27 protein-coding genes are annotated in these 25,782 nt (G+C 57.5%); 16 read left to right on the top strand and 11 right to left on the bottom strand.

What is annotated here, in order from left to right; genetic code table 11:
- Positions 1–26: 26 nt before the first annotated feature.
- From lnt to miaB, 6 genes are all read right to left on the bottom strand, one after another.
- Entirely contained in the window at positions 27–1,520 is a 1,494-nt protein-coding gene (gene lnt, locus AC2FI8_RS13750; protein ID WP_496779571.1) for an apolipoprotein N-acyltransferase, read from the bottom strand.
- Positions 1,517–2,404, bottom strand: coding sequence for a hemolysin family protein (locus tag AC2FI8_RS13755; protein WP_496779573.1), 888 nt, complete (start codon positions 2,402–2,404; stop codon positions 1,517–1,519). Before AC2FI8_RS13755 ends, lnt begins: the two co-directional genes overlap by 4 nt.
- Before the next feature lie 36 nt (positions 2,405–2,440).
- Positions 2,441–2,935, bottom strand: coding sequence for an rRNA maturation RNase YbeY (gene ybeY, locus AC2FI8_RS13760; RefSeq protein WP_496779575.1), 495 nt, complete (start codon positions 2,933–2,935; stop codon positions 2,441–2,443).
- A gap of 39 nt (positions 2,936–2,974) precedes the next feature.
- On the bottom strand, positions 2,975–3,997 hold the full coding sequence (locus tag AC2FI8_RS13765; RefSeq protein WP_058273235.1) for a PhoH family protein: 1,023 nt from the start codon (positions 3,995–3,997) through the stop codon (positions 2,975–2,977).
- Between the two features lie 154 nt (positions 3,998–4,151).
- A complete protein-coding gene (locus AC2FI8_RS13770; protein WP_496779577.1) occupies positions 4,152–4,907 on the bottom strand; it encodes an outer membrane protein in 756 nt (251 codons plus the stop codon).
- Positions 4,908–5,100: 193 nt separating this feature from the next.
- Positions 5,101–6,420: a tRNA (N6-isopentenyl adenosine(37)-C2)-methylthiotransferase MiaB gene (miaB, locus tag AC2FI8_RS13775; RefSeq protein WP_496726802.1), complete on the bottom strand. Its 1,320-nt coding sequence runs from the start codon at positions 6,418–6,420 to the stop codon at positions 5,101–5,103.
- Positions 6,421–6,540: 120 nt separating this feature from the next.
- Between miaB and AC2FI8_RS13780 the strand changes: the two genes are divergently transcribed.
- Positions 6,541–7,404 (top strand): hypothetical protein, encoded by an 864-nt coding sequence (locus AC2FI8_RS13780; RefSeq protein ID WP_496726801.1) that lies wholly within the window; start codon positions 6,541–6,543, stop codon positions 7,402–7,404.
- Between the two features lie 29 nt (positions 7,405–7,433).
- Here AC2FI8_RS13780 and AC2FI8_RS13785 read toward each other — a convergent pair whose 3' ends face one another.
- Positions 7,434–8,231, bottom strand: a complete 798-nt coding sequence (locus AC2FI8_RS13785; RefSeq protein WP_496726800.1) for a phytanoyl-CoA dioxygenase family protein — start codon at positions 8,229–8,231, stop codon at positions 7,434–7,436.
- An 86-nt stretch (positions 8,232–8,317) separates the two neighbouring features.
- Between AC2FI8_RS13785 and AC2FI8_RS13790 the strand changes: the two genes are divergently transcribed.
- The gene (locus tag AC2FI8_RS13790; RefSeq protein WP_496779579.1) at positions 8,318–9,208 is read left to right on the top strand and encodes a LysR family transcriptional regulator; all 891 of its coding nucleotides are present in this window, start codon (positions 8,318–8,320) and stop codon (positions 9,206–9,208) included.
- 1 nt (position 9,209) lies between these two features.
- On the opposite strand, the gene irrA is transcribed toward AC2FI8_RS13790, so the two are convergent.
- Positions 9,210–9,626, bottom strand: a complete 417-nt coding sequence (gene irrA / locus AC2FI8_RS13795; RefSeq protein ID WP_109312620.1) for an iron response transcriptional regulator IrrA — start codon at positions 9,624–9,626, stop codon at positions 9,210–9,212.
- A 188-nt stretch (positions 9,627–9,814) separates the two neighbouring features.
- Between irrA and fabA the strand changes: the two genes are divergently transcribed.
- Genes fabA through AC2FI8_RS13815 form a run of 4 tightly spaced genes read left to right on the top strand, consistent with a single transcriptional unit; the run spans position 9,815 to position 12,630 of the window.
- A complete protein-coding gene (fabA, locus tag AC2FI8_RS13800; protein WP_282152633.1) occupies positions 9,815–10,324 on the top strand; it encodes a bifunctional 3-hydroxydecanoyl-ACP dehydratase/trans-2-decenoyl-ACP isomerase in 510 nt (169 codons plus the stop codon).
- Positions 10,325–10,355: 31 nt separating this feature from the next.
- Positions 10,356–11,585, top strand: a complete 1,230-nt coding sequence (gene fabB / locus AC2FI8_RS13805; protein ID WP_496779581.1) for a beta-ketoacyl-ACP synthase I — start codon at positions 10,356–10,358, stop codon at positions 11,583–11,585.
- A 5-nt stretch (positions 11,586–11,590) separates the two neighbouring features.
- Complete coding sequence (locus AC2FI8_RS13810) at positions 11,591–12,382, top strand: enoyl-ACP reductase FabI (RefSeq protein ID WP_496735389.1); 792 nt, start codon at positions 11,591–11,593, stop codon at positions 12,380–12,382.
- 59 nt (positions 12,383–12,441) lie between these two features.
- Entirely contained in the window at positions 12,442–12,630 is a 189-nt protein-coding gene (locus tag AC2FI8_RS13815; RefSeq protein WP_496740147.1) for a hypothetical protein, read from the top strand.
- Positions 12,631–12,648: 18 nt separating this feature from the next.
- Here AC2FI8_RS13815 and AC2FI8_RS13820 read toward each other — a convergent pair whose 3' ends face one another.
- Positions 12,649–13,077 carry an FKBP-type peptidyl-prolyl cis-trans isomerase gene (locus AC2FI8_RS13820; protein WP_496779583.1) on the bottom strand — a complete coding sequence of 143 codons (429 nt, stop codon included), beginning with the start codon at positions 13,075–13,077 and terminating at the stop codon, positions 12,649–12,651.
- Between the two features lie 128 nt (positions 13,078–13,205).
- Between AC2FI8_RS13820 and AC2FI8_RS13825 the strand changes: the two genes are divergently transcribed.
- From AC2FI8_RS13825 to AC2FI8_RS13865, 9 genes are all read left to right on the top strand, one after another.
- Positions 13,206–13,892, top strand: coding sequence for a haloacid dehalogenase type II (locus AC2FI8_RS13825; protein ID WP_496779585.1), 687 nt, complete (start codon positions 13,206–13,208; stop codon positions 13,890–13,892).
- Positions 13,892–14,719: an alpha/beta fold hydrolase gene (locus AC2FI8_RS13830; RefSeq protein WP_496735382.1), complete on the top strand. Its 828-nt coding sequence runs from the start codon at positions 13,892–13,894 to the stop codon at positions 14,717–14,719. The genes AC2FI8_RS13825 and AC2FI8_RS13830 overlap by 1 nt, the downstream gene beginning before the upstream one ends.
- Complete coding sequence (locus tag AC2FI8_RS13835) at positions 14,716–15,690, top strand: threonine ammonia-lyase (RefSeq protein ID WP_496779587.1); 975 nt, start codon at positions 14,716–14,718, stop codon at positions 15,688–15,690. The genes AC2FI8_RS13830 and AC2FI8_RS13835 overlap by 4 nt, the downstream gene beginning before the upstream one ends.
- Before the next feature lie 59 nt (positions 15,691–15,749).
- On the top strand, positions 15,750–16,538 hold the full coding sequence (gene pcaD, locus AC2FI8_RS13840) for a 3-oxoadipate enol-lactonase (protein ID WP_496779589.1): 789 nt from the start codon (positions 15,750–15,752) through the stop codon (positions 16,536–16,538).
- A gap of 12 nt (positions 16,539–16,550) precedes the next feature.
- Positions 16,551–17,279 (top strand): alpha/beta fold hydrolase, encoded by a 729-nt coding sequence (locus AC2FI8_RS13845; RefSeq protein WP_496779591.1) that lies wholly within the window; start codon positions 16,551–16,553, stop codon positions 17,277–17,279.
- Positions 17,280–17,346: 67 nt separating this feature from the next.
- A complete protein-coding gene (locus AC2FI8_RS13850; RefSeq protein ID WP_496779593.1) occupies positions 17,347–18,546 on the top strand; it encodes a TCR/Tet family MFS transporter in 1,200 nt (399 codons plus the stop codon).
- A gap of 81 nt (positions 18,547–18,627) precedes the next feature.
- Positions 18,628–19,722 carry a Zn-dependent alcohol dehydrogenase gene (locus tag AC2FI8_RS13855; protein WP_496779595.1) on the top strand — a complete coding sequence of 365 codons (1,095 nt, stop codon included), beginning with the start codon at positions 18,628–18,630 and terminating at the stop codon, positions 19,720–19,722.
- Positions 19,723–19,746: 24 nt separating this feature from the next.
- Positions 19,747–20,979, top strand: a complete 1,233-nt coding sequence (locus AC2FI8_RS13860) for a mandelate racemase/muconate lactonizing enzyme family protein (RefSeq protein ID WP_496779597.1) — start codon at positions 19,747–19,749, stop codon at positions 20,977–20,979.
- 109 nt (positions 20,980–21,088) lie between these two features.
- Complete coding sequence (locus AC2FI8_RS13865; protein ID WP_058273231.1) at positions 21,089–21,379, top strand: ArsR/SmtB family transcription factor; 291 nt, start codon at positions 21,089–21,091, stop codon at positions 21,377–21,379.
- Between the two features lie 3 nt (positions 21,380–21,382).
- Here AC2FI8_RS13865 and AC2FI8_RS13870 read toward each other — a convergent pair whose 3' ends face one another.
- A complete protein-coding gene (locus AC2FI8_RS13870; protein ID WP_496779656.1) occupies positions 21,383–24,379 on the bottom strand; it encodes a cyclic nucleotide-binding domain-containing protein in 2,997 nt (998 codons plus the stop codon).
- Between the two features lie 244 nt (positions 24,380–24,623).
- Here AC2FI8_RS13870 and AC2FI8_RS13875 point away from each other — a divergent pair, with 244 nt between their 5' ends.
- The gene (locus AC2FI8_RS13875) at positions 24,624–24,983 is read left to right on the top strand and encodes a DUF3307 domain-containing protein (RefSeq protein WP_496779658.1); all 360 of its coding nucleotides are present in this window, start codon (positions 24,624–24,626) and stop codon (positions 24,981–24,983) included.
- Between the two features lie 12 nt (positions 24,984–24,995).
- Here AC2FI8_RS13875 and AC2FI8_RS13880 read toward each other — a convergent pair whose 3' ends face one another.
- Positions 24,996–25,742, bottom strand: coding sequence for a hypothetical protein (locus AC2FI8_RS13880; RefSeq protein ID WP_496779599.1), 747 nt, complete (start codon positions 25,740–25,742; stop codon positions 24,996–24,998).
- Positions 25,743–25,782 lie beyond the last annotated feature (40 nt).

Raw genomic sequence — 25,782 nt, forward strand, 5'->3', positions numbered from 1 at the left:
AGAAACACAGCGTCAATCCGCAAATACTATTGCTGTTCTCTGGCGTTGCGCCAAAACAGCGCGAAAAACGCCAACAGCGCGACAAATACCGGTGCATCACCCAACCGGGCGTACACAGTCGGGGCCAGCGCCTTGGGCAATGTCGCATCGAGAAAACCGGCCTGCCCCAGAGGTAAGGCCCTGGTAATACGACCCAGCGGGTCAATCATCGCTGACACTCCGGTATTGGCCGACCGCATCATCGGCAACCCTTGCTCGATGGCGCGCATCTGAGCTTGTGCCAGATGCTGATACGGCCCCGAGCGCGTTCCGAACCATGCATCATTGGTGATCTGCAGCAAAAAATCGGCACGACCCGGTGCAGACAAGACGTCCTGAGTAAAGACTGCCTCATAGCAGATAAGTGGCAGGGCTTTCCCAAGCTTGCCAGCGTCCATCAGCGAAGCACCCGGTCCGGCACTAAAGCCATTGCCAGTAGTGGCAGCCATTCCGTAAACTCCGAACTGGGCCAACATGTCGCCAAATGGCACATATTCGCCAAAGGGTGCCAGATGATGCTTGTCATAAAGCCCCTGCTGCCGGCCATCTTCATCCAGATAGATCATCGAATTGTAGATGCGCGGGCCGTCTCCTCTCTGAATTCCCAGAAATACGGGCGTCCCCTGCGCGGCGTCGGCGATTGCGGTCAGATAAGGCTGCGCGCTTCCCAGCCATGCAGGAACCGAGGTTTCCGGCCAGACAATCAAATCCGGTCGCAGGGCCGCCGCTGTGAACTCTAGTTGACGGGCAAAAAACAGCGGGGCGTAATCCGGATCCCATTTCTGATGCTGGGGCGCATTTGGTTGAATGAGGCGAACAGCATTGTCAGTGTCCGTAACAACCGGGCGCGACATGGCATAAATCAATGCGAAACACGCGGTTCCAACGGTCAGGACTGACGGAACCACATAGCCATCGCGCCGCGACAGCGCGGCCCCGAGCGGCAAAGTCGCCAGCAAAGTCACCGCGCCCAGCCCATATGGCCCGAACAGAGACAATAGCTGCGCGACCTGTGTATTCACCCAGACCTGCGCCAGCCCCGCCCAGGGAAACCCCGTCAGGACATACCCTCGGGCAAATTCCAGCAGTGAGATTGAAATCGCCAGAAACACGGCCTGTGATACGCCATCGCTGTCGGGACGCCGCACCAGCCAAAAGGCAAGCGCCCAAAACAGAGCGAGGCCGCCTGCCATGAATGTCAGGGCAAAAGGCGCCATCCATCCGTGACGCTGGACATCAACGAGGAACGGTTCGACAATCCAACTGAGCGCATGTGCGAAATACCCGGTCGCAAAGGCCCAGCCCAACCAGGCCGCCTTCACCCGCGTCTCAATCGTTAGAAACAGAGGCGACAGCAGGACCAATGCGATCACTGTTGCCGGCCAAATGCCGAACGGAGCAAGCCCAAACGCCGCGATCGCGCCCAGCAGAGCTGCGGATATTAACCGAAGCCAAAACGGCCAGCCCTGTGCAGGGTTCATTCAACGCGATCCGGCAACATGACACGCAGACGTTTGATCCGGCGCGGGTCGGCGTCGATCACCTCGAACTCGGGACCTTCGGGATGCAACACGACCTCGCCTCGTGCGGGGACGCGACCAGACAGCATGAAGACCAATCCGCCCAACGTGTCGATTTCTTCCTCGTCCACGTCTTCGTGACTTGTCAGAGAACGCCCGATCTCGGCCTCGAAATCTTCTAGCGGAACGCGCGCCTGCACAACATAGCAACCGGGCTTGTCCTGAATCCAAAGCTGACCTTCGTCGGCATCGTGCTCATCGGCGATCTCACCAACCACCTGTTCGATCAGATCCTCGATCGACACCAGACCATCAACACCGCCGTATTCGTCAATCACCAGCGCCATATGGCGGCGTTCGGTCTGCATCTTCGTCAACAATACGCCAATAGGCATCGACGGCGGCACAAACAACAAAGTGCGCAGCATCGAGACCAGATCAAACTCTGAACCCGTGCCATTAAATCCGTGCGTAAGCGCAAAATCCTTGAGGTGCACAAACCCCAAAGGCGTATCAAGCGTTCCCTCATAGACGGGAATACGGGACAGGCCGCTGTCCCGGAAAACCTGGGCCAGCTCATCCTTGCTGATTGTCGAGGGCACAGACACGATTTCCGCCGTAGGAATAGCCACATCTTCGACCCGCATTCGCCGCAGATTGATCATGCCGCGAGGCTGAACCATGTCGACCTCATGTCCATTGGTCGCGCTGACCTCTTCGTCGCTCTGCGGCGAGAACGCGTCCACTATTCGAGAAAAGAAGCCAGTTTTTTCGCTGGCATTTTCACCGCTGTCCTTCGGATGCGCGCTCTGCGCCGCCATAGAACTGCCGTCTGTATCGCCCATAATCCTGTTCCAAATGATCGGCCAATGCGGCCCCTATTACATACTATATGGGTCATTTATACCCATTTTGCCAAGTATCTTGACCTCGACCCCTTCCATCAAAGTGGCGTCGGGGTCACGAATGTGATCATAACCCAGCAAGTGCAACACTCCGTGAATGATCAGATGCGTGACGTGATCGTCCATAGTTTTGCTGGCGTCGGCTGCTTCGCGGGCGCAAGTATCGAAAGATATCGCAATGTCGCCCAGCGCGATTTCGCCCGTAAAGTCTGGCGTGGGTCGGGCAGGTCTCTGCCCCGCTTCATCAGCGGCCAGATCTTCGGCAGGCCAACTCAGCACATTGGTCGGAGTGGGCTTTTCCCTAAATTCCGCGTTCAGATCAGCAATTCGCGCATCATCGCAGGCCAGCAGGCTGACTTCGCACAGCTCGGCGTCCAGATCGCAAAAGTCCAAAACAGCTTTTATCGCGCGCGCGGCCAACGGTTCAAGCTGTTGCCAGCGCGCATCTTCGATCGTCACTTCCAGGTTCATCTCACCGTGTCCAAAGCCCTGTGGCCGCAACCGGGACGACTATGCTTTCTCCCGGCCCGAGTCGGCCTCATACGCTTCGATAATGGCGGCCACAAGCGGGTGGCGCACAACATCCTTGGACGTGAAGTAGTTGAAGCTGATGTTTGGTATCGTATTCAACAAACGCTCGGCATCGGCCAACCCTGACTGAACACCGCGCGGCAGGTCAACCTGCGAGCGGTCACCAGTGATCACCATTCGGCTACCTTCACCCAGACGCGTCAGGAACATTTTCATCTGCATGGTCGTGGCGTTCTGAGCTTCGTCCAGCACAACAAACGCATTCGCCAGCGTACGTCCCCGCATGAAGGCCAGCGGCGCGATTTCGATTCGCTTTTCTTCGATCAGCTTGGCCAGCTGCTTTCCGGGAAGAAAGTCATTCAATGCGTCATAAAGCGGCTGCATGTAAGGATCGACTTTGTCTTTCATGTCGCCGGGCAGATAGCCCAGCTTTTCGCCAGCTTCGACTGCAGGGCGGCTAAGAATGATCCGATCTACATGGCCGCCGATAAACATCGACACGCCAGCGGCCACGGCAAGATAGGTCTTACCTGTACCGGCAGGGCCAATTCCAAAGGCCAGTTCGTTCTGGAACAGCGACTGGACATAAGCCTTTTGCGCATCCGTGCGCGGCTCGACCAGTTTCTTGCGCGTCTTGATTTCGACCGTGCCACCTCTGAACATCTCAAGCTGATCACCGTCGCGGCTGCCAGTTCCCGTCTCCGAGCCCCCCATCCGCAGCTCGCGGTCCACATCGGCCGCTTCGACGTCACGTCCGCCTTCCAGGCGTGTGTACAGCGCCTGCAAAACCTCGATGGCCTGCTTCTGGGCGTCTTCGTCACCCATCACGGCCAGCTGATTCCCGCGGCGCACGATCTGAACTGAGAGCTTTTGCTCAATATCTGTCAGATTGCGGTCATATTCCCCGCACAGGTCAATTAATAATCGGTTGTCTGGAAACTCAACAAACGCTTCGCGCTGAGGCATTTCATCTTGCGGTGGGTTTAGGGCACCGATGGCCAATCCGCTCTCCTGTCTTGGCGTTTCACCTTGAGCGTAGACAGGAAGTCTTGGTGGGCGCAAGCCACAGTTTCATTTTTTCCGCCCAAATGGCAAAACCGCCAATGCGCCCGGCCCGTGCGCGGTACCTGTTGGCGCCGCTGTTTTAGTCGGCGTGTCAGAACCGATAGTTCAAACCCAGCTTCAGACCGCGATATTTCGGTGTCGATCTGGTCGACGTTCCATTGCCGAAATCCACGTTTTCAGCGCTGAACTGAACGTATTCGAACTCCCCCGTGATCGACCAGTGTTCGGTCAGGTTATGTTCGGCTCCGATACTGGCGGTAAAGCCGCTGCGTCGGCCGCCACTTTCGAAGAATTGAGAGCCCCCCTGGACGGCCTGTCTGCTTGTTGTGTTGATGTCGCCATTCACATATCCAGCCGACACAAAATACAACACTGTACCGCTTTTATTGGTCAGGCCATTGCGCAGCCGAATCGAGAACACGTCCGATATTTCGGACCCGCCCGTGACCGTCTGGCCGTTGATCTGGTTGGAGGCGTCATCGCTAAGCGAGCCGAACTCGTACCCAAGCTCAAACCCGTAAACATAGTCGCGCCCGCCGCGCGCAGGCAAAACGCCGCGCCACCCGGCACGCACGCCACCCAACGAACCGCTCAGGTCCAGGTCGCCTACTTCCGAGGTTCCGCCGGGTCCAGTCAGTCCAAATCGATCGTCGCCCCCAAAAGCGTACGCGCCCGTAGCACCCAGATAAAAGGCGCTGACGTCACTGCCGAACCGTTTTGGGTTGACGACAGGAGGGTCAGAGAGACCTTGATCCAGATTGCCTGCAGCGGTCACACCGGGAAGCACCGAAACAGCGATCGCGGTGGTAAGGGCGGATTTCAACAGCCGCCCAGAAAAACGTTTCAAAGTCTTCACTCGTACCCTTTCCATTCACCGACCTGCCCATCCCGTCGGCAAGAGATGAGGTCTCCCAAAGGCACAAAACACTCGACCTCTAAGCAACCTGATTTTTCTCGGAACATAATTCCGAGTAATAAATCAAGGGTAAATTTGGAATTAACAAATCCGTATGGTTTCCAAAATCCAAATAACGGACGCGTTAGCGCAACGCACCCGCCAATGAATTTGCGCCCGATGACATGATCCGGACATCGCGCAATTCGCCCACCGCAACATCAGCGTCAGACACGTGAACCGAATGAAGATACTCGGACTTTCCGACCATCTGACCTGGCAAACGACCCGGTTTTTCAAACAGCACTTTCACGTCCCGGCCAACCATCGCGTCCTGAATCTCGCGCTGGTGACGGGTAATCAACCCCTGAAGCCGCTGCAGACGATCGTCTGCAGCCTTGGGATCAACCTGAGACCGCTCAGCCGCCGGTGTTCCGGGGCGGGTCGAATATTTGAACGAATACGCATATCCGTATTTGACCTCTTCCACCAAATCCATGGTGGCCTGAAAATCCTCTTCGGTCTCTTCAGGGAAGCCGACGATGAAGTCGCCGGACATCACGATATCCGGACGCGCGGCGCGTATACGCTCGATCAGGCGTAGATAGCTCTCGGCTGTGTGGCTGCGGTTCATTCGCTTGAGGATACGATCCGAACCCGACTGAACCGGCAGATGCAGATAAGGCATCAGCTTGTCGCACGTCCCGTGCGCCTCGATCAGGTCATCGGCCATGTCGTTGGGATGTGAGGTGGTGAACCGGATCCGCTCCAGCCCGTCGACCTTGTTCAGCTCCCAGATCAGACCGGCCAGCGTCATGTCACCATTAGGACCAGCGCCGTGATAGGCGTTGACGTTCTGCCCCAGCAGAGTGATTTCGCGCACCCCGCGTTCGACCAGATCGTTCGCCTCGCGCAGGATACGATCGGCGGGACGGCTGACTTCGGCACCGCGCGTATACGGCACCACGCAGAAGGCACAGAACTTGTCGCAGCCCTCTTGCACCGTCAGAAACGCAGTCGGACCACGTTTGGCCTTTGGTCGGCCTTTGAGTTTCTCAAACTTGTCCTCTTCGGGGAAATCCGTGTCCAGTGCCTTGGCACCGGTGCGCGTCTTCGCCTCCATCTCGGGCAGGCGGTGATAGCTTTGCGGGCCAACAACAAGGTCGACCATCGGCTGACGACGCATGATCTCTTCGCCTTCCGCCTGCGCAACACATCCCGCAACACCGATCTTGAGGTCGGGCTTTTCAGTCTTCAAACCTTTGAACCGGCCAAGCTCGGAATAGATTTTTTCCGCGGCTTTTTCCCGAATATGGCAGGTGTTCAGCAGGATCATATCCGCATCATCGGGGCTTTTGGTTTCCACGTAACCCTGACCGCCCAGCGTTTCCGCCATACGCTCGCTGTCGTATACGTTCATCTGGCAACCATAGGTCTTGATGTACAGCTTTTTGGGTTCTGACATGAAAACGGCCTTTGCATTCGCGGGATCGGCGTCGTCTATACCCAACGAACGCCGCTTGCAATGGCGACGCGATTACCTGATTTTGACCCGAAACTCCAGCAAGGCGGCAGCGGACAGGCAATGCAATACGAATCTCTCGACTCTTTTTTGCAAACGGGCAAGGCCGCTTTGGCAAAGGGACCCCTCGCGTTGGTTTTCGTCGAAGATGACGTCGAAATTGATAGCACCATCCGTCACCATCTGAATCTGGGCTTTGAGTCTTTGATCGTATTCATGCCGCAGGAATTTGTGCTGGACCCCGAACTTGGGGATCAAGTTCACCGCGTCACTCTCAGCTGCGTTCCCCGCACCATCGTGTTTGAGACGATCAACAAGATCATTCAGGCGGCACCAGGTTTGTGGATGTATTACTGCTTTAACGCCGAGTACCTCTTCTTTCCCTTTTGCGAGACGCGTTCAATCGGAGAGATGCTGGCGTTTCACACTGAAGAGCGCCGCGACTCGATGCTGAGCCATGTTGTCGATCTGTATGCCGAGGATCTGAACGAATTCCCGAATGGCGTCGCACCTCAACGCGCGATGATGGATCGCACAGGGTATTTTGCCCAGGCGCGTCTGGATTCAATGAAGCACCCGAAGGAGCGCCAGCTGGATATGTCTGGTGGTTTACGATGGCGGTTCGAAGAACACGTTCCCGCACAAAACCGCCGAATTGACCGGATCGCCCTGTTCAAATCCAAAAGTGGATTGTTATTGCGGCCGGATCACACGTTTAACGACGAAGAATACAATACGTATTCTTGCCCGTGGCACCACAATTTGACTGCTGCGGTGTGCTCGTTCCGGGCAGCCAAAGCCTTGAAAACCAACGCAGGATCTACCTTCGACATTCCAACATTCCGCTGGCGCAATTCGATCCCGTTCGAATGGTCGTCAAACCAGTTGCTTGAGATGGGGTTGATCGAAACGGGCCAGTGGTTCTGACCCGCCCCTTTGACCTCTTCGGTGTCTGATCACCGCCGCAGCAACATCGGAAACCAATCCTCGCGCAAGCGCTGGCCTGGAATCATGTCATGCCCCGGAAACGGCGGCGATGTCCGGCCTGGCCGCTCGACATATCGCGCATCGTCACCAACCAAACGCAGTGAAAATGCGCGGCGGCGGCTGTCGGATTGATTTCCTCGCGCGCCGTGAAGCGTGCGATAGTTGAAAGCAACCGCGTCGCCCGGCTCCATCTCGAACTCGACAACCCGCATCCCTTCGGCATCCGGGTCCGGGGCCGGGATGTACTGGCCTTCGTCGGGAAAGAACCCGTCTTCCGAAACCCAGCGGGTCGGCAAGACCTCTTTCTCCCACCGGTGCGAGCCTGCCACACAGCGCAGTGTGGCTTGCGTGACCGGATCAAGCGGCGACCAAAAGCTGATCGTTTGCTGCCCTTCAACAAAGTAATAGGGCCCATCCTGATGCCACGGCGTCGCCATCGAGGTTCCGGGCTCTTTGACCAAAACGTGGTCGTGGAACATCTGCACTGTATCCGACTGCATCAAATCTGCCGCGACTTCTGCCGCCGGGGATTCGTGAATGACCGTCTGAAATTGTTCAATGCGCGACCAGTTGCAATAATCGTCGAAAAACCGACCCGTCTGGCCTTCTTTCTTGTTCTCGGAAGCATACGGCCCGGGATCCGCCATATTCGCTGCCACCCCTTCGCGCAGGGCCTCAACGTGATCGGCAAATAGCCCTTTGATCAGGACAACGCCGTCCCGTTGATAGGTGTCGATCATTTCGTGAGTAACCAAGGGGTGCGTCATGTCTGTCTCCGTGTCGGTGGTAGGACGATCTGCACATGGATGACCCCTCTGTTCAAATAATATCTTTCTAAGATAGGTTTAATTTCATGTTATATATTTCACTTCGCCAATACGAATATGTCTGTGCTATCGGCCGCTTCGGCAGCTTGTCTGCCGCGGCGCAACAGCTGAATGTCTCACAACCTGCGCTGTCCACCGCTCTGACGCGCGTCGAATCGCATCTTGGCCATCCGTTATTTTCGCGAAAACGCGGGGCCGCGCTGGCGCTGACCCCGCAAGGACGCAGATTTATCGAAGACGCGGAAAACTTGCTGACCAATGCGGCCCGGCTTGAGAAAGCGGATCAGGTCAGCGCAACCAGGGCACAGTTGCGATTGGGGTGTTTCGTGGATTTGGCCCCGTTTTTGCTGGCCAAGGCGCTGCACCCTCTGCGTGCGGCACTGCCGGATTTGACCATTTCGTACAAAGTGGACGGGTTCGAAGGGCTGATAACCGGCCTGATCGACGGGGCCATAGATTTGGCGCTGACATACGGCTTGAGCATGGATACCGGATTTCGACAGCAGACCCTTTTCCCCAGCAGGCCAAATGCCATCATGGCCCCGGATCACCCATTGGCGCAAGCGCCGTCTGTTTCGCTGAGCGAGCTGGCCGCCCATCCGCTGATCCTGTCAAACGAAGGCCTCTCATCACAGCACGTGCTTGGACTGTTTCGGCAGATCGGATTGCGGCCTTCAGTGGCACACCGGGCGGCAACGCTGGAAATCCAGCGCAGTCTTGCCGCTCATCACGAGGGGGTCGCGATCAGCTATGCCACCCCGCCCTCGGACGTCAGCTATGACGGAATGCCCCTGGTCAGTCGCCGAATCCTGGATGACATCGCTGCGGAACCTGTGGTTCTAGCGCGCCATGGCACCGGCCCAACAGAGCCGCACATTGCACAGGCGGAACAGATTCTGATGGATTTTTTAGTCTAAGTTACTTTTTCCGCAGACGGATCACTACGTCGACCGACGCGATTTCAACGCCCTCGGGCGCTTCGGGCAGGCGTTGAATCACCAATTGATCCGACGGCGCATCACTCAGGCGGCTTTCGTCTTCCCAGAAAAAATGCGGATGATCGTGGGTATTGGTATCGAAATAGCTTTTCGAGCCATCAACCGTGATCTCCTGCAGAACCCCGGCCTCACAAAACGCGCGCAGCGTGTTGTAGACCGTTGCCAGAGATACGGCGTCCCCATTCTTTTTGGCCGCCTCAAACAGGCTTTCGGCAGTGACATGCCGATGGCGACCATCGCCGACTAAAAGCTCGGCCAAAGCGACACGCTGGCGCGTTGGGCGCAGCCCCGCGTCAACCAACCAATCTGTGGCTCTGTTCTGGCTCTGAGGTGTCATCAATCCGAAACCCAATTGTTGCTGAACCATATATAGGTGCTGTGTTCGGGTAATTTCAAATGAAATTCATTCGCAAAGAATGCCGTCTGCACAACAGGATGTGACGTGCTGCTCTTGCAGGACCTTGCATACGGGTGCTAGACGAGGCCAGATATAACGAACGGACCCCTGGCAGGAGAGGCGGCAGAATGGCCCAATTCCCGAGCAGCTTTGACAAGGACGATCTGCTGAAATGCGCCCGTGGCGAATTATTCGGCCCCGGTAATGCGCAATTGCCTGCACCTCCGATGCTGATGATGGATCGGATCACCGACGTCTCGGCCGATGGTGGCGCGCATGGCAAAGGCCACATACTGGCCGAATTCGACATCACCCCTGACCTGTGGTTCTTTGATTGCCACTTCCCCGGCAACCCCATCATGCCCGGCTGTCTGGGACTGGACGGCCTATGGCAGTTGACTGGTTTCAACCTGGGCTGGCGTGGCTGGCAGGGACGCGGCATGGCCGTAGGCGTCGGCGAGGTCAAGCTGACCGGCATGGTCCGCCCGGACCGCAAGATGCTGACCTACAAGATCGACTTCAAAAAAGCGATCCAGACCCGCCGCCTGACCATGGGTGTGGCGGATGGTATCGTCGAAGCGGATGGTGAAATGATTTACGATGTCAAAGACATGAAAGTCGTTCTGTCCGAAGCCTGAGCCTGACCGGCCCGAAATAAGGAGCACGCACATGCGTCGAGTAGTTGTCACCGGTTTGGGGGTCGTGTCCTCCATCGGGAACAATGCCCAGGAAGTATTGGCCTCTCTCAAGGCCGGAAAGTCCGGCATCGAGGCCAACGAGCAGATGGTCGAACACGGCTTTCGCAGTCAGATCGCCGGAACGCTCAAGATCGATCCGGCTGAGCATGTAGACAAGCGTACCCTTCGCTTCATGGGTCCCGGTGCAGCATACGCGCATATCGCCATGAATCAGGCAATCGCCGATGCTGGCCTGACAGAAGACCAGGTCGTGAACCCGCGCACCGGTTTGGTCGCCGGTTCCGGCGGTCCGTCGACCAGCGCAATGCTGACGGCGCATCAGACTGTTCTGAAATCCGGCGCGACCAAGCGTATCGGCCCCTTCGCCGTGCCGAAATGCATGTGTTCGACGATCTCGGCCAACCTTGCGACCGCGTTCAAGATCAAGGGCATCAATTATTCAATCACCTCGGCCTGCTCGACCTCGCTGCATTGCATCGGCAACGCGGCGGAACAGATCATGCTGGGCAAACAGGATGTCATGTTCGCCGGTGGCGGAGAAGAACTGGACTGGACCCTGTCCTGCCTGTTCGACGCGATGGGTGCCATGTCCTCCAAGTACAACGACACTCCGGAAAAAGCATCCCGGGCATTCGACCAGGATCGCGACGGATTCGTCATCTCCGGCGGCGGCGGGATCGTCGTTCTTGAGGATCTGGAACACGCACTGGCCCGCGGCGCAAAAATTTATGCCGAAGTGACTGGGTATGCGGCCACGTCGGATGGCCACGACATGGTGGCACCATCCGGTGAAGGTGGCGAACGCGCGATGCGTCTAGCTCTGTCGACCATGCCCGAAGGGCGCAAAGTCGGCTACATCAACGCCCACGGCACCTCGACCCCGGTTGGAGACGTTGGCGAAGTTGAAGCCGTGCGCCGAATCTTTGGTGAAGGCAATGTGCCCCCGATCTCATCGACCAAGTCGATGACCGGACACGCTCAGGGTGCGGCAGGCGCGCTGGAGGCGATCTTCTGCCTGCTGATGCTGGACAATGATTTTATTACGCCGTCGATCAATGTCGACACGCTTGCCGAAGGCATAATGCCCGGTGAAATTGCAACTCAAGTAGTTGAAAACGCAGGATTGGACAGTGTGATGACCAACAGCTTCGGCTTTGGCGGCACCAACGGGTCCATGATCCTGTCGAAGTATAACGGGTGAATGTAATGTCGGATCTTCTAAAAGGAAAACGCGGCCTGATCATGGGCGTGGCCAATGACCGCTCGATTGCGTGGGGCATTGCCAAGGCCATGCATGAGGCCGGTGCCGAACTGGCATTCACATATCAGGGCGAGGCGTTCGGTAAACGTCTTGAGCCATTGGCCCAAAGCCTGGGCAGTGATTTCATGGTGGACGCGGACGTCACGGATGACACCTCACTGGATCGCGCATTCGAAGAGCTTGGCGCGCGCTGGCCCACCATCGACTTCGTGGTTCATGCGATTGCCTTTTCGGATAAATCCGAACTGACGGGACGTTTTCTGAACACCACGCGTGCCAACTTCAAGCACTCGCTGGACGTGTCGGCGTATTCCTTCATCGAGGTCGCGCGCCGCGCTTATCCGCTGATGCAAGAGAATGGCGGCACGCTGCTGACCCTTACGTATCAGGGATCGAACAAGGTTGTTCCGAACTATAACGTCATGGGTGTGGCCAAAGCCGCACTGGAATCGGCGACCCGCTATCTGGCCAACGATCTGGGTCCAGAAGGCATTCGAGTCAATGCGATCTCGCCCGGCCCGATGAAGACGCTGGCAGGTGCTGCAATCGGCGGTGCCCGCAAGACTTACAAATTCTGCGATCAGAACGCGCCGATGCGCTCGAACGCAACGCTCGAGGCTGTTGGCGGCACGGCCGTTTACCTCACTTCAGATGCGGGCGCATGCACCTCGGGCGAGATCATTCGCGTCGATGGCGGCTTCCACGTTCTGGGCATGCCACAGCCCGATCACATGTGACCTGATCTTTCCCTGCCGGTGCCAAGATTTGACCATCTTTCACGGGCAGGGATATCGGCATGAGCAAAGCCGAACATATCCTCACCAGCAACACTCGCAGCATCCGGTCACGCCGCAAATCCGGGTTCCTGGGCACGCGCGGACTAGTCGCGTTATTGGCCCTGACCACCCTATTGTTGTTTGTGTTTTTCACACAGCCGCAGATGCGGGAAACCGTCAAAGCCTGGATCAGTCTCATAACAGGCTGATCCAACTCGTTTCATTGGTCAGTTAATCGAAACGACCTCGATATCGAAAATCAGATCCTGACCAGCCAATGGATGGTTGGCATCCAGCGTGACGGTTGCTTCGTCGACCTCGACCACCGTCACCGGAACCGCCTGTCCGTCTGGCGTTTGCATTTGCAATTGGGTGCCAGGATCCAGCGGAATATCGTCCGGAATGCCTTCACGCGGGATCTGCTGGCGCGCCGCGGGATTGATCGGGCCATAGGCGTCCACGCAGGTGATCTCGACCCGCTTTTTGTCCCCAATGTTCAAACCCGGCATCGCCGAATCCAAACCCGGGATAATCTGGCCCGTACCAACGACGAATTCCAGCGGGTCACGTCCTTCGGAACTGTCAAAGACGTTTCCGTCCAACAGCGTTCCTGTGTAATGGATGCGAACCGTGTCGCCTTGTTTGATTTCCGTCATATTGGTCTCCGGCCTCTTTTGGGGTTTAGCGGCCAAGCCTAGGAGGTAACACGACATTGTAAACCCCACCCTCTTTCATGCACGTTATTGTTGTGCAAACCTGCGCCGGACGATCAGGAGGGGACCGGATGCCAATCACAACCTGCATTTTCGATGCGTATGGAACGCTGTTCGACGTGGCCGCCGCCGCGCGGCAAGCAGCCGGGGAACCGGGCTTTGAGAAACTGCAACATAAGTGGCCCGAACTCGCCAATCATTGGCGCCTGAAACAGCTGCAATACACCTGGCTGCGCGCAGTCACAGACGCACACGCGGATTTCTGGGATGTTACGCAGGATGGCCTCGACTGGGCGCTTGAGGCGACCGGCTTGGACGGCGACGCAACACTGCGGCAACGGCTTCTGGATCTGTACTGGGAATTGCAGGCCTATCCCGAAGTTCCAGAAATGCTGCGTGCATTAAAAGCGGGTGAGTTGCAAACAGCGATCTTGTCAAATGGTTCGCCACCGATGCTTGATGGCGCGGTTCAGTCAGCGGGTATCGGGGACGTTTTGGACGACGTGTTGTCCGTGGAAAGCGTCGGAGTCTTCAAGCCGGATTCGCGGGTCTATGACCTTGTGCAGGAACGGTTCTGTTGTGCCCGGAACGAAGTGTTATTCGTCAGCTCGAATGGCTGGGACGCGGCCGGGGCCAGCGGGTACGGCTTTGTCACCGCCTGGGTCAATCGCGCCGGGGAACCGATGGACCGCTTGCCATGGAAGCCTGCGCATGTACTGTCCGACCTAACGACGATTCCGCAACTGGCTGGACTTTAATGGCATTTTTCACTTCGTCTGATGACAGGCGTCTTTTTTTCGAGGACACCGGCTCTGGTGCGCCTGTGCTTTGCCTTGCCGGGTTGACCCGCAACAGCAAGGATTTTTCGTTCCTCGCGCCGCATCTGGGTGACATGCGGGTAATTGCGATGGATTACCGCGGGCGCGGTCGCTCGAACCATGACCCGGACTTTATGAACTACAACGTCCTTCGCGAATCTCAAGACGCGATCGAGCTGCTGGACCATCTTGGTCTGGACCGTGTGAATGTCATCGGCACCTCGCGTGGGGGGCTGATTGCCATGGCGCTAGCCGCCAGCCATCCCGAACGGTTGTTGAGCGTTGTTTTGAACGACGTCGGTCCGGTGCTGGAACCATCGGGTATCGCCAAGATCATGGAATTTGTCGGCAAGCAGCCCGTTTCCAAAACATATGATTTGGCGGCCCGGGCGTTGCAGCACGTCTTGGGGCCCCAATTTCCCGGCGTGTCACTAGCGCGTTGGCGGCAGCAGGCGGAAGTCCAATTCGACGAAACGCCTGATGGTCTGACCCTCAGCTATGATCCTGCGCTGCGTACAGCGCTTCTGGAACAGGCCGCTGCAGGGCCCGCCCCTGATCTGTGGCCCCTGTTTGAAGCACTGCAGAGCATTCCAACCGGCGTCATTCGCGGCACAAATTCGGATATTTTGGGCAAAGACACGCTGACTGAAATGCACAACCGCCACCCTGATCTTATATCGACAGAAATACCCGACCGTGGTCATCCCCCGTTTCTGGATGAACCACAGTCGGTAGAACTCATTCGCAAGGTACTGGTCACCGCATGAGCACACTTGAAATGATCGAGGCCGCCGCCGAGCGCCTCAGAGGGCATGTTCGCGAGACACCGATTCTAACCTCGCCGTTTCTGGACAAAATCGCGGGCCGCCGCGTGCTGGTGAAACCCGAGTGTTTGCAACATACCGGCAGCTTCAAGTTTCGCGGGGCCTGGTCGGCGATATCGGCCCTTGGTGATGCGGACCGGCAGCGCGGTGTCATCGCCTATTCTTCGGGCAATCACGCGCAGGGCGTGGCCTTTGCTGCAGCTCAGCATGGGATTTCATCGGTCATTGTCATGCCCTCTGACGCACCGCAGCTAAAGATCAACAACACCCGCGCGCTGGGGGGAGAGGTCGTTCTGTATGACCGCGCGAACGAAAGCCGCGAAGAAATTGGCGAGGCACTGGCGTCCCAACGCAGTCTGACCCTGATCCGGCCTTACGACGAACCTCAGGTCATCGCAGGACAAGGCACCGTCGGGCTGGAACTGGCGCGGCAGACGGCCGATTTGGGTATCGAGAAGGCGGATGTTCTGGTGTGCTGCGGCGGCGGCGGGTTGACCTCGGGCATTGCGCTGGCGCTGGAAGGCCACGCGCCGGGGCTGCGAGCCCGCCCGTGCGAGCCCCAGGGGTTCGACGACGTCAAACGGTCTTTGGCAACAGGGCACATTCAAAGCAACAACGCCGCAGCGGGCAACATTTGCGATGCGATCCTGACGCCGGAACCGGGTCAGATCACCTTTCCGATCTTGAATAGGCTTTGCGGTCCGGGCTTGTCGGTGTCCGAGGAAGACGCGCTTCGCGCCATGGCGCAAGCGTTTTTGCGCCTCAAGATCGTGCTGGAACCGGGCGGAGCGGTGTCGCTTGCCTCGGCCCTGTATCGCGCGGACGAAATCGAAGGCGATGCAGTGATCGTGGTAGCATCGGGCGGCAACGCCGACCCCGAAGTCTTTGGAAAAGCGCTGGAATACCTGACCTGACAAGTCGTTTAGGCTGGGGCAACCTGACATTTGGGCGTATGACGCCAGGGGATTGAGTCGTGCAGATCGCAGACATTGGAAACGTTCAAATCCACTATCGGGTTGATGGTGATCCAGGCGGCGCGCCAATTGTGTTTGCCAATTCTCTGGGAACCGACCTGCGGCTGTGGGACGATTTGCTGCCGCACCTGCCTGCCGGGCTGCGCATCATCCGTTTTGATAAGCGAGGGCACGGCCTGTCCTCTCAACCCCCGGCGCCTTATTCGATGGGCGCCCTCGTGCGCGATACGGAAGATCTGCTTGATTTTCTGGAGGTGCGCGATTGCGTTTTTGTCGGCCTTTCGATCGGCGGACTGATCGGACAAGGGCTGGCCGTCAAACGTCTGGATCAGGTCCGCGCCTTGGTGCTGTCCAACACCGCAGCCAAGATCGGCATCCCTTCGATCTGGCAGGACCGCATGGACGCGGTACAAAAGGGCGGGATCGAGGCCCTGGCTGATGCAACCATGGAGCGCTGGTTTTCCAAGGCATTCCGCGCATCGCCCGAGCATCTGCTTTGGCGCAACATGATGGTGCGCCAGCCAGTGGATGGCTATCTGGGCTGCTGCGCGGCAATCTCTGGCACAGACTTCTACACCCCCACCAGTGGCCTACGCCTGCCGACCCTTGGCATCGCCGGCAGCGAGGACGGATCGACCCCACCGGATCTTGTGCGGGAAACCGTTGACTTGATCCCCGGCTCTCGGTTCGAGCTGATGCGACGCGCTGGGCACTTGCCTTGTGTGGAACAGCCGGCAGAATACGCGGCATTGCTGCACAGCTTTCTGACCGAAATCGGACATGTTTGAAGGAGCCTTGGTTTGGCCGATCTTCTATTAGTCCATGGGTCCTGCCACGGTGCCTGGTGTTGGCGCGACCTTATCCCGGCGTTGGAAGCACTGGGGCACGAGGTACGCGCCATTGACATGCCCAGCCACGGATCGGATCCGACGCCCGTTGCCGATGTGACTCTGGACAGCTGTCGCAACACAATTTTGGATGCGACCTCGCCCAATACAATCATTGTCGGGCATTCCTGGGGTGGGTACCCGATCAGTGCTGCGGCCGAAGCCGCGCCGGATGCCATGCGCGCCCTTGTCTTCCTTGCCGCCTACGTCCCGCAGGATGGTCTTTCGATGGTGGAAATGCGCAAACGATCGCCTCGACAAACAATCCATGATGCGGTTGAAAAATCTACCGATGGCCTCTCGTATACTGTTATCCCAAGCAAGGTGCATGACCTGTTCTATCACGATTGCCCGCCCGAAACCGTGCCATTCGCATTTGCACGCTTGTGCCCGCAAGCCATCGCGCCACAGGACACCCCCCTGCACCTGACCGGCAATTTCGACCGGGTTCCCAAGGCATATATCCGGGCGACCGATGACCGGACGATCCCGACGGAATACCAGGAACAGATGAGCCACAGCGCCCCCGAGGCGATGCGTCATACGATTGACACGTCGCATTCCCCATTCTTTGCACAACCGCAAAAACTGGCTGAATTGTTGGACAAAATCGCTAAAGACCTGCCAGGATCACAAGTCTGAGCGTGTCCCTTTCAACCTGCATTTTCTGCGGATAAGGTCCACCCAAATTCTCATCCTTGCGGTTCAAATGCGTCTTCCCTTTTTCTTCGTCCTTCTCACGGTCATGATCGACGCCATGGGCATCGGCCTTGTCCTGCCTATCATGCCGGAACTGATCGTCGAAGTTCAGGGTGGCACATTGGCGACAGCGGCGATCTGGGGTGGCATCCTCAGCACCGCGTTTGCCGCCATGCAATTTGTGTTCGGACCGGTTCTGGGTAACCTTTCGGATGCTTACGGGCGACGGGTGGTATTGCTGGTCTCGCTGTTCGTCATGTCACTGGACTATGTTGTCATGGCGCTTGCGGGCAGCATCTGGTTGCTGTTGGCCGGACGCATCGTCGGAGGCATTACGGCTGCCACGCATGCAACGGCGGCGGCTTTCATGGCGGATGTGTCGAAACCCCACGAAAAGGCTGCAAACTTTGGTCTATTGGGCGCAGCATTTGGCGTCGGGTTTGTCTTTGGCCCAGTACTAGGTGGGCTGCTGAGCGAATATGGCACACGTGCACCATTTTGGGCTGCGGCGGGTTTGTCTGCACTGGCCTTCATCATCGGTGTATGTGTCATGCCCGAGACGGTCACCGACAAGACGCGCCGGGCCTTCAGCCTGAGGCGGGCAAACCCAGTGAACTCTCTGCGCGCGATTGCCGCGTTGCCCGGTATCCGGCCGATGCTGTGGGTCTATCTCCTGTACTCCATCTCGATCTATGTCTACCCGGCAATTTGGGCGTATTTCACAACCGAACGGTTCGGCTGGTCACCACAAATGATCGGCCTGTCATTGGGCGTCTACGGGATCGGCATGGCGGCCGTTCAGGGCGGCCTGATCCGTCCCGCAACCAAGTATTTGGGGGAACGCGTTACAATCATCTACGGCATGGGCTTCGAGCTGTTTAGCTTTTTTCTTCTGGCCTTTCTGACCAACGGGATCATTGCCCTGATGCTAATCCCAATCACTGCGATCGGAGCGGTTGTGACCCCTGCCCTGCAGGCCCTGATGTCGCGTAAGACGCCCGATTCGCAACAGGGTGAACTGCAGGGGGTGCTGACATCCTTGCACGCTTTGTCGATGGTCATCGCACCGTTGCTCATGACCAGCGTGTTCGCCCAGTTCATCAAGCCCGACGCGGCGATCTACTTGCCGGGCGCACCATTCCTCTTGGCATTCGTCATGATGGTGATCTGTCTTCTTGTGTTTTCCCGTTCACGTGGGGTCATGGCATAACTACGACATCCCTTTGACGGATTCTGCCTTGCAGCGCCCCCATAAGCGCGCCACCGTAGCGCAAAGTGAGAGAGGGACAGCATGCAAACCATCAAAGCCGCCGTTTGCCGGGCGTTCGGTGAACCTCTGGTCATCGAAAATATTCAGATCGCGCCGCCCAAGTCAGATGAGGTCGAGGTGACACTGGATGCGGTGGCAATTTGCCATTCGGACATTTCATTTGCCGGTGGTGCGTGGGGCGGGCATCTTCCTGCCGTCTACGGGCACGAAGCTGCGGGCATTATCACTGCGGTCGGCGACTCGGCAGGTGAGTTTCAGGTTGGGGACCCGGTTGTCGTTACCCTGATCCGGGCATGTGGCTCGTGCCCCTCTTGCGCGGGGGGGAAACCAACTGTCTGCGAAACGCCTTATGATAAGGTCAACGGGCCATTGCGCACAGCAGATGGCGGACCACTGGAGCAGGCAATGGCCTGCGGAGCTTTTGCAGAGAAGGTTGTGGTCAGCCACCGGCAGATTGTCAAAATTCCACAGTCGATGCCCAAAGACGTCGCCAGCCTGCTGTCCTGCGGCGTAATCACGGGCGTCGGCGCCGCCGTCAACGCCGCCGGGCTGCGGCCCGGACAGGATGTGGTGGTGATCGGTGCCGGAGGTGTCGGGCTGAACGCAATTCAGGGCGCCCGCATCGCCGGTGCACGCCGTATTGTGGCCGTGGACATGACCGAAGAGAAGCTGAACATTGCCAAGGAATTCGGCGCGACCCACGGCGTTTTGGCCGATCAGAAAGCCCCCTGGAAGGCCGCCTACAAGGCGCTTGGGGGTCGCGGCGCAGATGCCGTTTTGATCACCGTCGGCGCGATTCCTGCCTACGACCAAGCCCCTCGTTACTTGGGTCCGGGTGGCAAGGCGGTAATGATCGGAATGCCGCACTCCGGGGATATGGCAAGCTACGAACCGGTGGTTCTGGCCGCGCTGGGTCAGGGTTTGATCGGGTCAAAAATGGGCGATGTTGTCATTCAGCGCGATATTCCATGGATGATCGACCTTTACGATCAAGGGCGCCTGAAACTGGATGAGCTGATTTCGGGCCGATGGTCGCTGTCGCAGATCAACGAAGCGATCGAGGACACCAAAACCGGATCCGCCAAGCGCAACGTGATCGTTTTCGACAGGGATTAACCCGGCAGGGCAGGAGACCACCTGATGAAACTGCAAGACCTCGACATCATTGTCACCGCCCCTCCTGCGCCCGGATGGGGCGGGCGGTATTGGATTCTGGTCAAAGTCACGACCGATACTGGGATCACGGGCTGGGGGGAATGCTATGCATCCTCGGTTGGCCCCGATGCGATGCGCCATGTCATTCGGGACGTGTTTGAACGGCACATGCTGGGCGAGAACCCCGAAAACGTCGAGCTGATGTTCCGCCGCGCTTACTCCAGCGGGTTTACTCAGCGGCCCGATCTGACGGTCATGGGCGCCTTTTCCGGACTGGAAATCGCGTGTTGGGATATTCTGGGTAAAGATCGCAATCGGCCGGTCTACGCCTTGCTGGGCGGATTGGTGAACGAACGCATAAGGTCCTACACCTATCTGTATCCCCTGCCCCAACATAATCTGAACGATTTCTGGACGTCGCCTGAACAAGCGGGCGAATGTGCCGCCGAAATGGTCCGGCGCGGGTTCACAGCCGTCAAGTTCGACCCCGCCGGGCCTTACACTGTTCGGGGCGGGCACATGCCTGCGATGTCCGATATCTCGATGTCTGTTGCGTTCTGCAAAGCGATCCGAGAGGCCGTGGGCGACAAAGCCGATCTGCTGTTTGGCACCCACGGCCAGTTCAACACCGCGGGCGCAATCCGATTGGGTCAGGCGCTTGAACCCTATTCACCGCTTTGGTTCGAAGAACCGACACCACCGGACATGATTGAAGATATGGCTCGTGTCGCGCGGAACGTTCGGATCCCGGTCGCGACCGGTGAACGCATGACCACCAAAGCCGAATTCGCGGCCGTTTTGCGGGCTGGGGCGGCGGAAATCCTCCAACCGGCGCTGGGTCGTGCCGGCGGAATTTGGGAAATGAAGAAAGTCGCGGCCATCGCTGAAGTCTTCAACGCCCAGATGGCCCCACATTTGTACGCGGGTCCGGTTGAATGGGCCGCAAATATCCATCTGGCCGCGTCCATCCCCAACCTGCTGCTGCTTGAGACCATAGACACGCCGTTTCACGATCAACTCATCAACGGCTCATTGCAGGTTGAGGCCGGATTTGTCCCCGCGCCGACCGCACCGGGCCTGGGGATTGAGGTGAACGAAGACCTTGCACGGGCGCACCCTTTTAACGGTGATGGCCTGCATCTGCAGATGCAGGAAGAGCCCTGTGATTACGTGAACGGAAACGCCTTTCAAGGTGGTGCCCCTGCAACCGAGGGGTGACAACTCAATAGGTCTTGGGGCACATTGACCCAACCCATAGGTGTTAAACAGGCAACGCGTGACACTTGAAGACGACCAAACCGAACAAACCGAAGCCGCGCTATCTGAAATGAAAGAAAGCGCGGCTCGGGCCTCTGCATTTCTGAAAACGCTCGCGCATGAGGGGCGGTTGATGATCCTGTGCCATCTGGCCGACGGCGAAAAATCCGTGGGTGAGTTGGAGGCCTTGCTGCGTATCCGTCAAGCTGCAGTCAGTCAGATGCTGGCGCGCCTGCGCGCTGAAAACATTGTTGCAACGCGCAGGGACGGAAAGTCCATCTATTACTCGCTGAACAACGACGGCGCGGCGCAGGTGATCGCCGTTCTTTACGATATGTTCTGCAGCCCCGACAGCGAATAACCCTTAGTTCGATACGTAGCCCGCAATCACCTGCAACAGTTTGAACGCGGTTGCGGCATCATTTTCGACCACGGCCAGGAATTCCTCTTCACCAATACGCAGGCACGACAGTTCCGTCTCGGCGATCATGCTCAGCGCCCGAGGTTCCTTGCGGATCAAACCCAACTCTCCGACCAGGGCACCGGGGCCGACCGTGGCAATCAACTGATCCACTCCGTCGGTCTGTGGAAGGTACAACCCGGCTTCCCCGTCCAGCACCACATAGGCACCGTCGGTTGGCTGATCGTCCTTAAGGAAAACAACCTCTCCTGCTTTGGCATCGAACCAGCGCGCACCAAAGGCCAGCAGGCGCAGCTGTCGACGGTCCAGCCCGGAAAACAGCGGTGTCTGTTCCAGCGCGCGCAGCTTGCGCGAAAGGTCAGCTGAGGCGGCACTGTCTTCTTCCACGTCCGCAGGTCCTTCGTCCGAGACGACCCGACCTTGCCTGATTTCCACATACATGTCGAACACGCTCGGGTTTTCGAACTGGTCGTTCAGGTAGATCACCGTGGTATCCGGCAGCAAAGCGCGCAGATTTTTGTACACGGCCACTTTCGAGGCCATGTCATAACTGGCCAGCGCATCCTCAAGGATCAGGATATCCGGTTTCTTGATCGTCGCGCGCGTAAATGACAGAGGTTCAGCAAAAACCGCGGGCAGGTTTTGACCGCCCAGCGCCACCGGCACGTCATAGATCAGCTCGACCACCAGGGGGCGCGCACCGTTTTCGTTCAATACATCCACGATCAGTTTGCGCGCCTCGTCCGAACGGGCGCCGCCGATCTGACTGACCTTTCCGAACAAAGCGTTTTCCAGAACCGTCAAGCCAGGCGCGAACTTCGTTTTGTCTAACGGGACAAATACATCCAGCAACCGTTCCAACAACTTTTCGGAATGGCTATGCCGCAACTCAAGAATGCGGTCTTTGAGGTCGTCGGTGAAGGCTGGTCCGATCTGTTCCGCCGAAATCACGAACGGAACGGCCAGCAGGTTTGCCAGCTGTTCATCATTCAGCCCCGATACGCCCTCGTTCCGGGTCTTTTCGACCAGCTCGACCGCAGCCTCGTACGTTTGCGCCTCTAGTCCCAGTTTGCGAAACAGCGGGTGATCGGTGCCGTCCAGGCCGAAAATCTGGCGCAGCATCTCAATCACATCGCGTGTCAGGCTCACCAGAGTCTCATCCAGACCAAATTCGCGCAATTGCTCAAGGAACACGGTCTGCTGCGCCAAAAGCTCCTGTGTGACCGGCACTTTGGGCGTGGCGAACAGCAAGTTCTCCGCAACCGGCAAGGCAGGGTTATAGCTGTCGCGATCAAAGATCAGGGCCTGTTGCTCCAGCCCTGATGCTTTCACCGCATCCTGAACCAAAGGTCGCAGTTCGACCAGTTTGTCGGCCAGCTCGGGATGCTCGGCGGCATCGAAGACCTGTTCGGCCCCGCGCAAAAACAGCGCCGCGCCGGAACCCATCCCGTCAATCAGTTTCAACCACCAGTCGCGTACCTCTTCGGCGCTGTCCAATCCCGCAGTCGTCGGGTCCAGCCAATTTGCCCTGAAGGGGTCCGAGCTATTGCCGGCCCGCAACGTCTCATCATATCCGGGGTCGTTTGTTTCGGTTGTTTGCGGCTTGAACCGCATCGGCATCATGACGTTGTCGCCCAGCGTGCCCTGGAACATCACAGGCCGTGACGAAGCATACCCAATACGGGCGGCCACGACGCTTTGATGCAGCTCTGACAAACGGATATCACCGATCTGCACCCGGCCCGAGCTGGGCAGAATTTCCCGTGTCAGCAACTCGGCCATCGCGCGGCGATCTTCTTCGCTGGGGGCCGCGATCCCGATGATTTTCCCGCTGGGAAAGGACAGATCCAAATCATCCAGAACCTGGTTACCGTCCATATCGCGAACCGAGACATGGTCGAGCACTATGTCGCCGTTCAGCCTTGGCGTGGTCTCGGGTTCGCCATCGAACAGTTTTTCGTCATGCATTCCGGAAGGTGCAAACCGTTCCGTCACCACGTCCCAGCGCAGCGACATATCCTGTGTCTGGTTATAATAGGTCAGCAGTTCCTTCCACGGCGAGCTGAGGTCCTTATACGCAGCCAGGGCCGCAACCAATGCACCCAGCGAAACCGAACCCTGCAGGACCAGAAGACCACCAACCAGATAGAACAGGAACGGCGTTAGCTGCGAAATGAAGTTGTTGAGGAACTTCATAAAGAACTTTTTCTGGTAGATCTCGAACCGGATACCAAACAGGCGGCCCAGTTGATCGGACACCATCGCCCGGCGGTATCGCCAGCCGCCATTGGCACGCAACGTGGACGCGCCCGCCGCGTTCTCGCCGATTTGGGCGGCCAGCAACCGAACCTCTTGAATGCGTTTTTTGTTCAGAAGGTTGATCTGTCGCTGCAGTTTCGGAATCAGCCAAGCTTGCAGCGGGATCAGCGCAACTGCCGCCAACCCGAACCAGAAACTTTGCAGAAACAGGAAGGACAGGATGGTGATCATCTGGCCCGCCTGCAAAACTGGTTGGCTGATCGCATCACCCATAAGCCCGCCCATCGGCTCGCTTTCGGCGGTGACCATCGACACCAGCTCGCCTTGGCTGACGCGTTCGAAATAGGGTTGAGGGAAACGCAACGCGCGGCTGATCAGCACGTACCGGAACCGGCGCAACATACGCTCGCTCAGCACGCCTTTCATGGTGTTGATGCGCATTTTCATCAGGCCATGCGCCAGCACCGCAATCAGGAACCCGATGCACAGAACAATCAGAAATGTGGTCTGCGGCAGGCTATAGCCCCAAACATCCACAATCGGACTGGCAGCACCGATTGCATCGTTGATGATGCGTTTGGGAAGTTCGAGTGTCAGATAGAGTAGTGGAAACAACGTGGACGTCACGGCCAGCAGAATCAACTGGTCGCGCTTCGAGTATTTCCAAATAAACTGGAAAATTGAACGTTCTATGGAACCTGCCCCTACTACGGATCACTGAAACAGTCTTGACGAAAGTGCAGTAAATCCAACACTGTGAATTTACGTTAGTCCAGCCAAAAGAGGCAAATAGTTTCCAGTTTGAACAGTTAATTGCCAAGTGTGAACAAGTTCATTTGCGCAACCACAGATTAGTGCCTAGAGTCTGTTCTGGGACGATATTGGGAGGACTCATTTGACTGCCAGTTTAGGCGCAGTGCTATTGATGCTCTGCTTGTTGCAGATCAAACATATGTTTGCGGATTTTTTTCTCCAGACTCCTAAAATGTTGGCAGGGCGCGGTGAGTATTTTCACGCGGGCCGCGCGCAGCATGCCGGTGTGCATGTTATCGGGTCAGTGATTGTCTTTTTGCTGTTTGGCGCGCCGTGGTCGTTTATTTTGATCATTGCGGCGCTGGAATGGATTGTTCACTTCAATATTGATTTCGCCAAGGCCAGCTATTCGGACAAAAAGCAACTGATACCGACACAGGCCGCGTTTTGGCGAGCTGCCGGTCTGGACCAGTGCCTGCACAACCTGACCTACATTGCCATGGTATGGGCCTGGGCTACATTCGCGACCTGATCAGCGTTAGACTCAGGCGACGTTTTCTAGGGATTGCGGGCAATACGCGTCCAGCCACATTCGATCCAAATGGTCGATTTTGGTGACGTCGAACCGGTCCTCCTCCTCCCAATAACGACCCGATGTAACGAAGTAATTCAACCGGCCCTCGACCTCGAGTGCCACTTGCATCCTCTTTGTCGAGGGAAGCCCGGCAGATTTGAGATTGTCAGATGGCACTGATGGAAAGATCAACCGGCTGTCGCCTTGCGACAGCCGCACCACGTGGCAGTTTTGTGTGGCCCCAAACAGCGCCAACCGGGCGGATTTCGCCTCGAGGGACCGCAGCGTAACATCAGCCCGCAAGGGATCGGCTGCGCCGTTACCGTAAAAATGAGTCCGGCCGGAATTCGGGTAAATCATATCACAGCCAAAAAATGCCAAAACGGCAGGCTGAAGCGCGGCCAAGGCCCAGTAACCGGCCGTGAACGCCATAGTCCCACCAACATATACAAACCCTCCAAACTGGTTTTGAAGGGGAACGTATTCATCGGCTTCGACAATGCGTTGGCCGTAGCCCAGTTTGTCTGGAAGATTGCGGGCAGGGAAATCCTCGGGGTGAATAAGGAAATCCCAATCATCACGGATTCGCCAAGCGTTGTTGATGGCAACGATGTGGGTGAACAGATCCCGAGGCCACTCGCGCGCGGCCACGGCGGCCGGCGCACTTCCTAGTATCAGAACGCGATGTGTCAGCTCAGCCATCCTGGGTCCTGCCATATTTCAGTTCCCAGGAAGGTTAGAGCGAATTTATTACTTA

The organism is Ruegeria sp. CDSB029 (genome assembly GCF_059611125.1).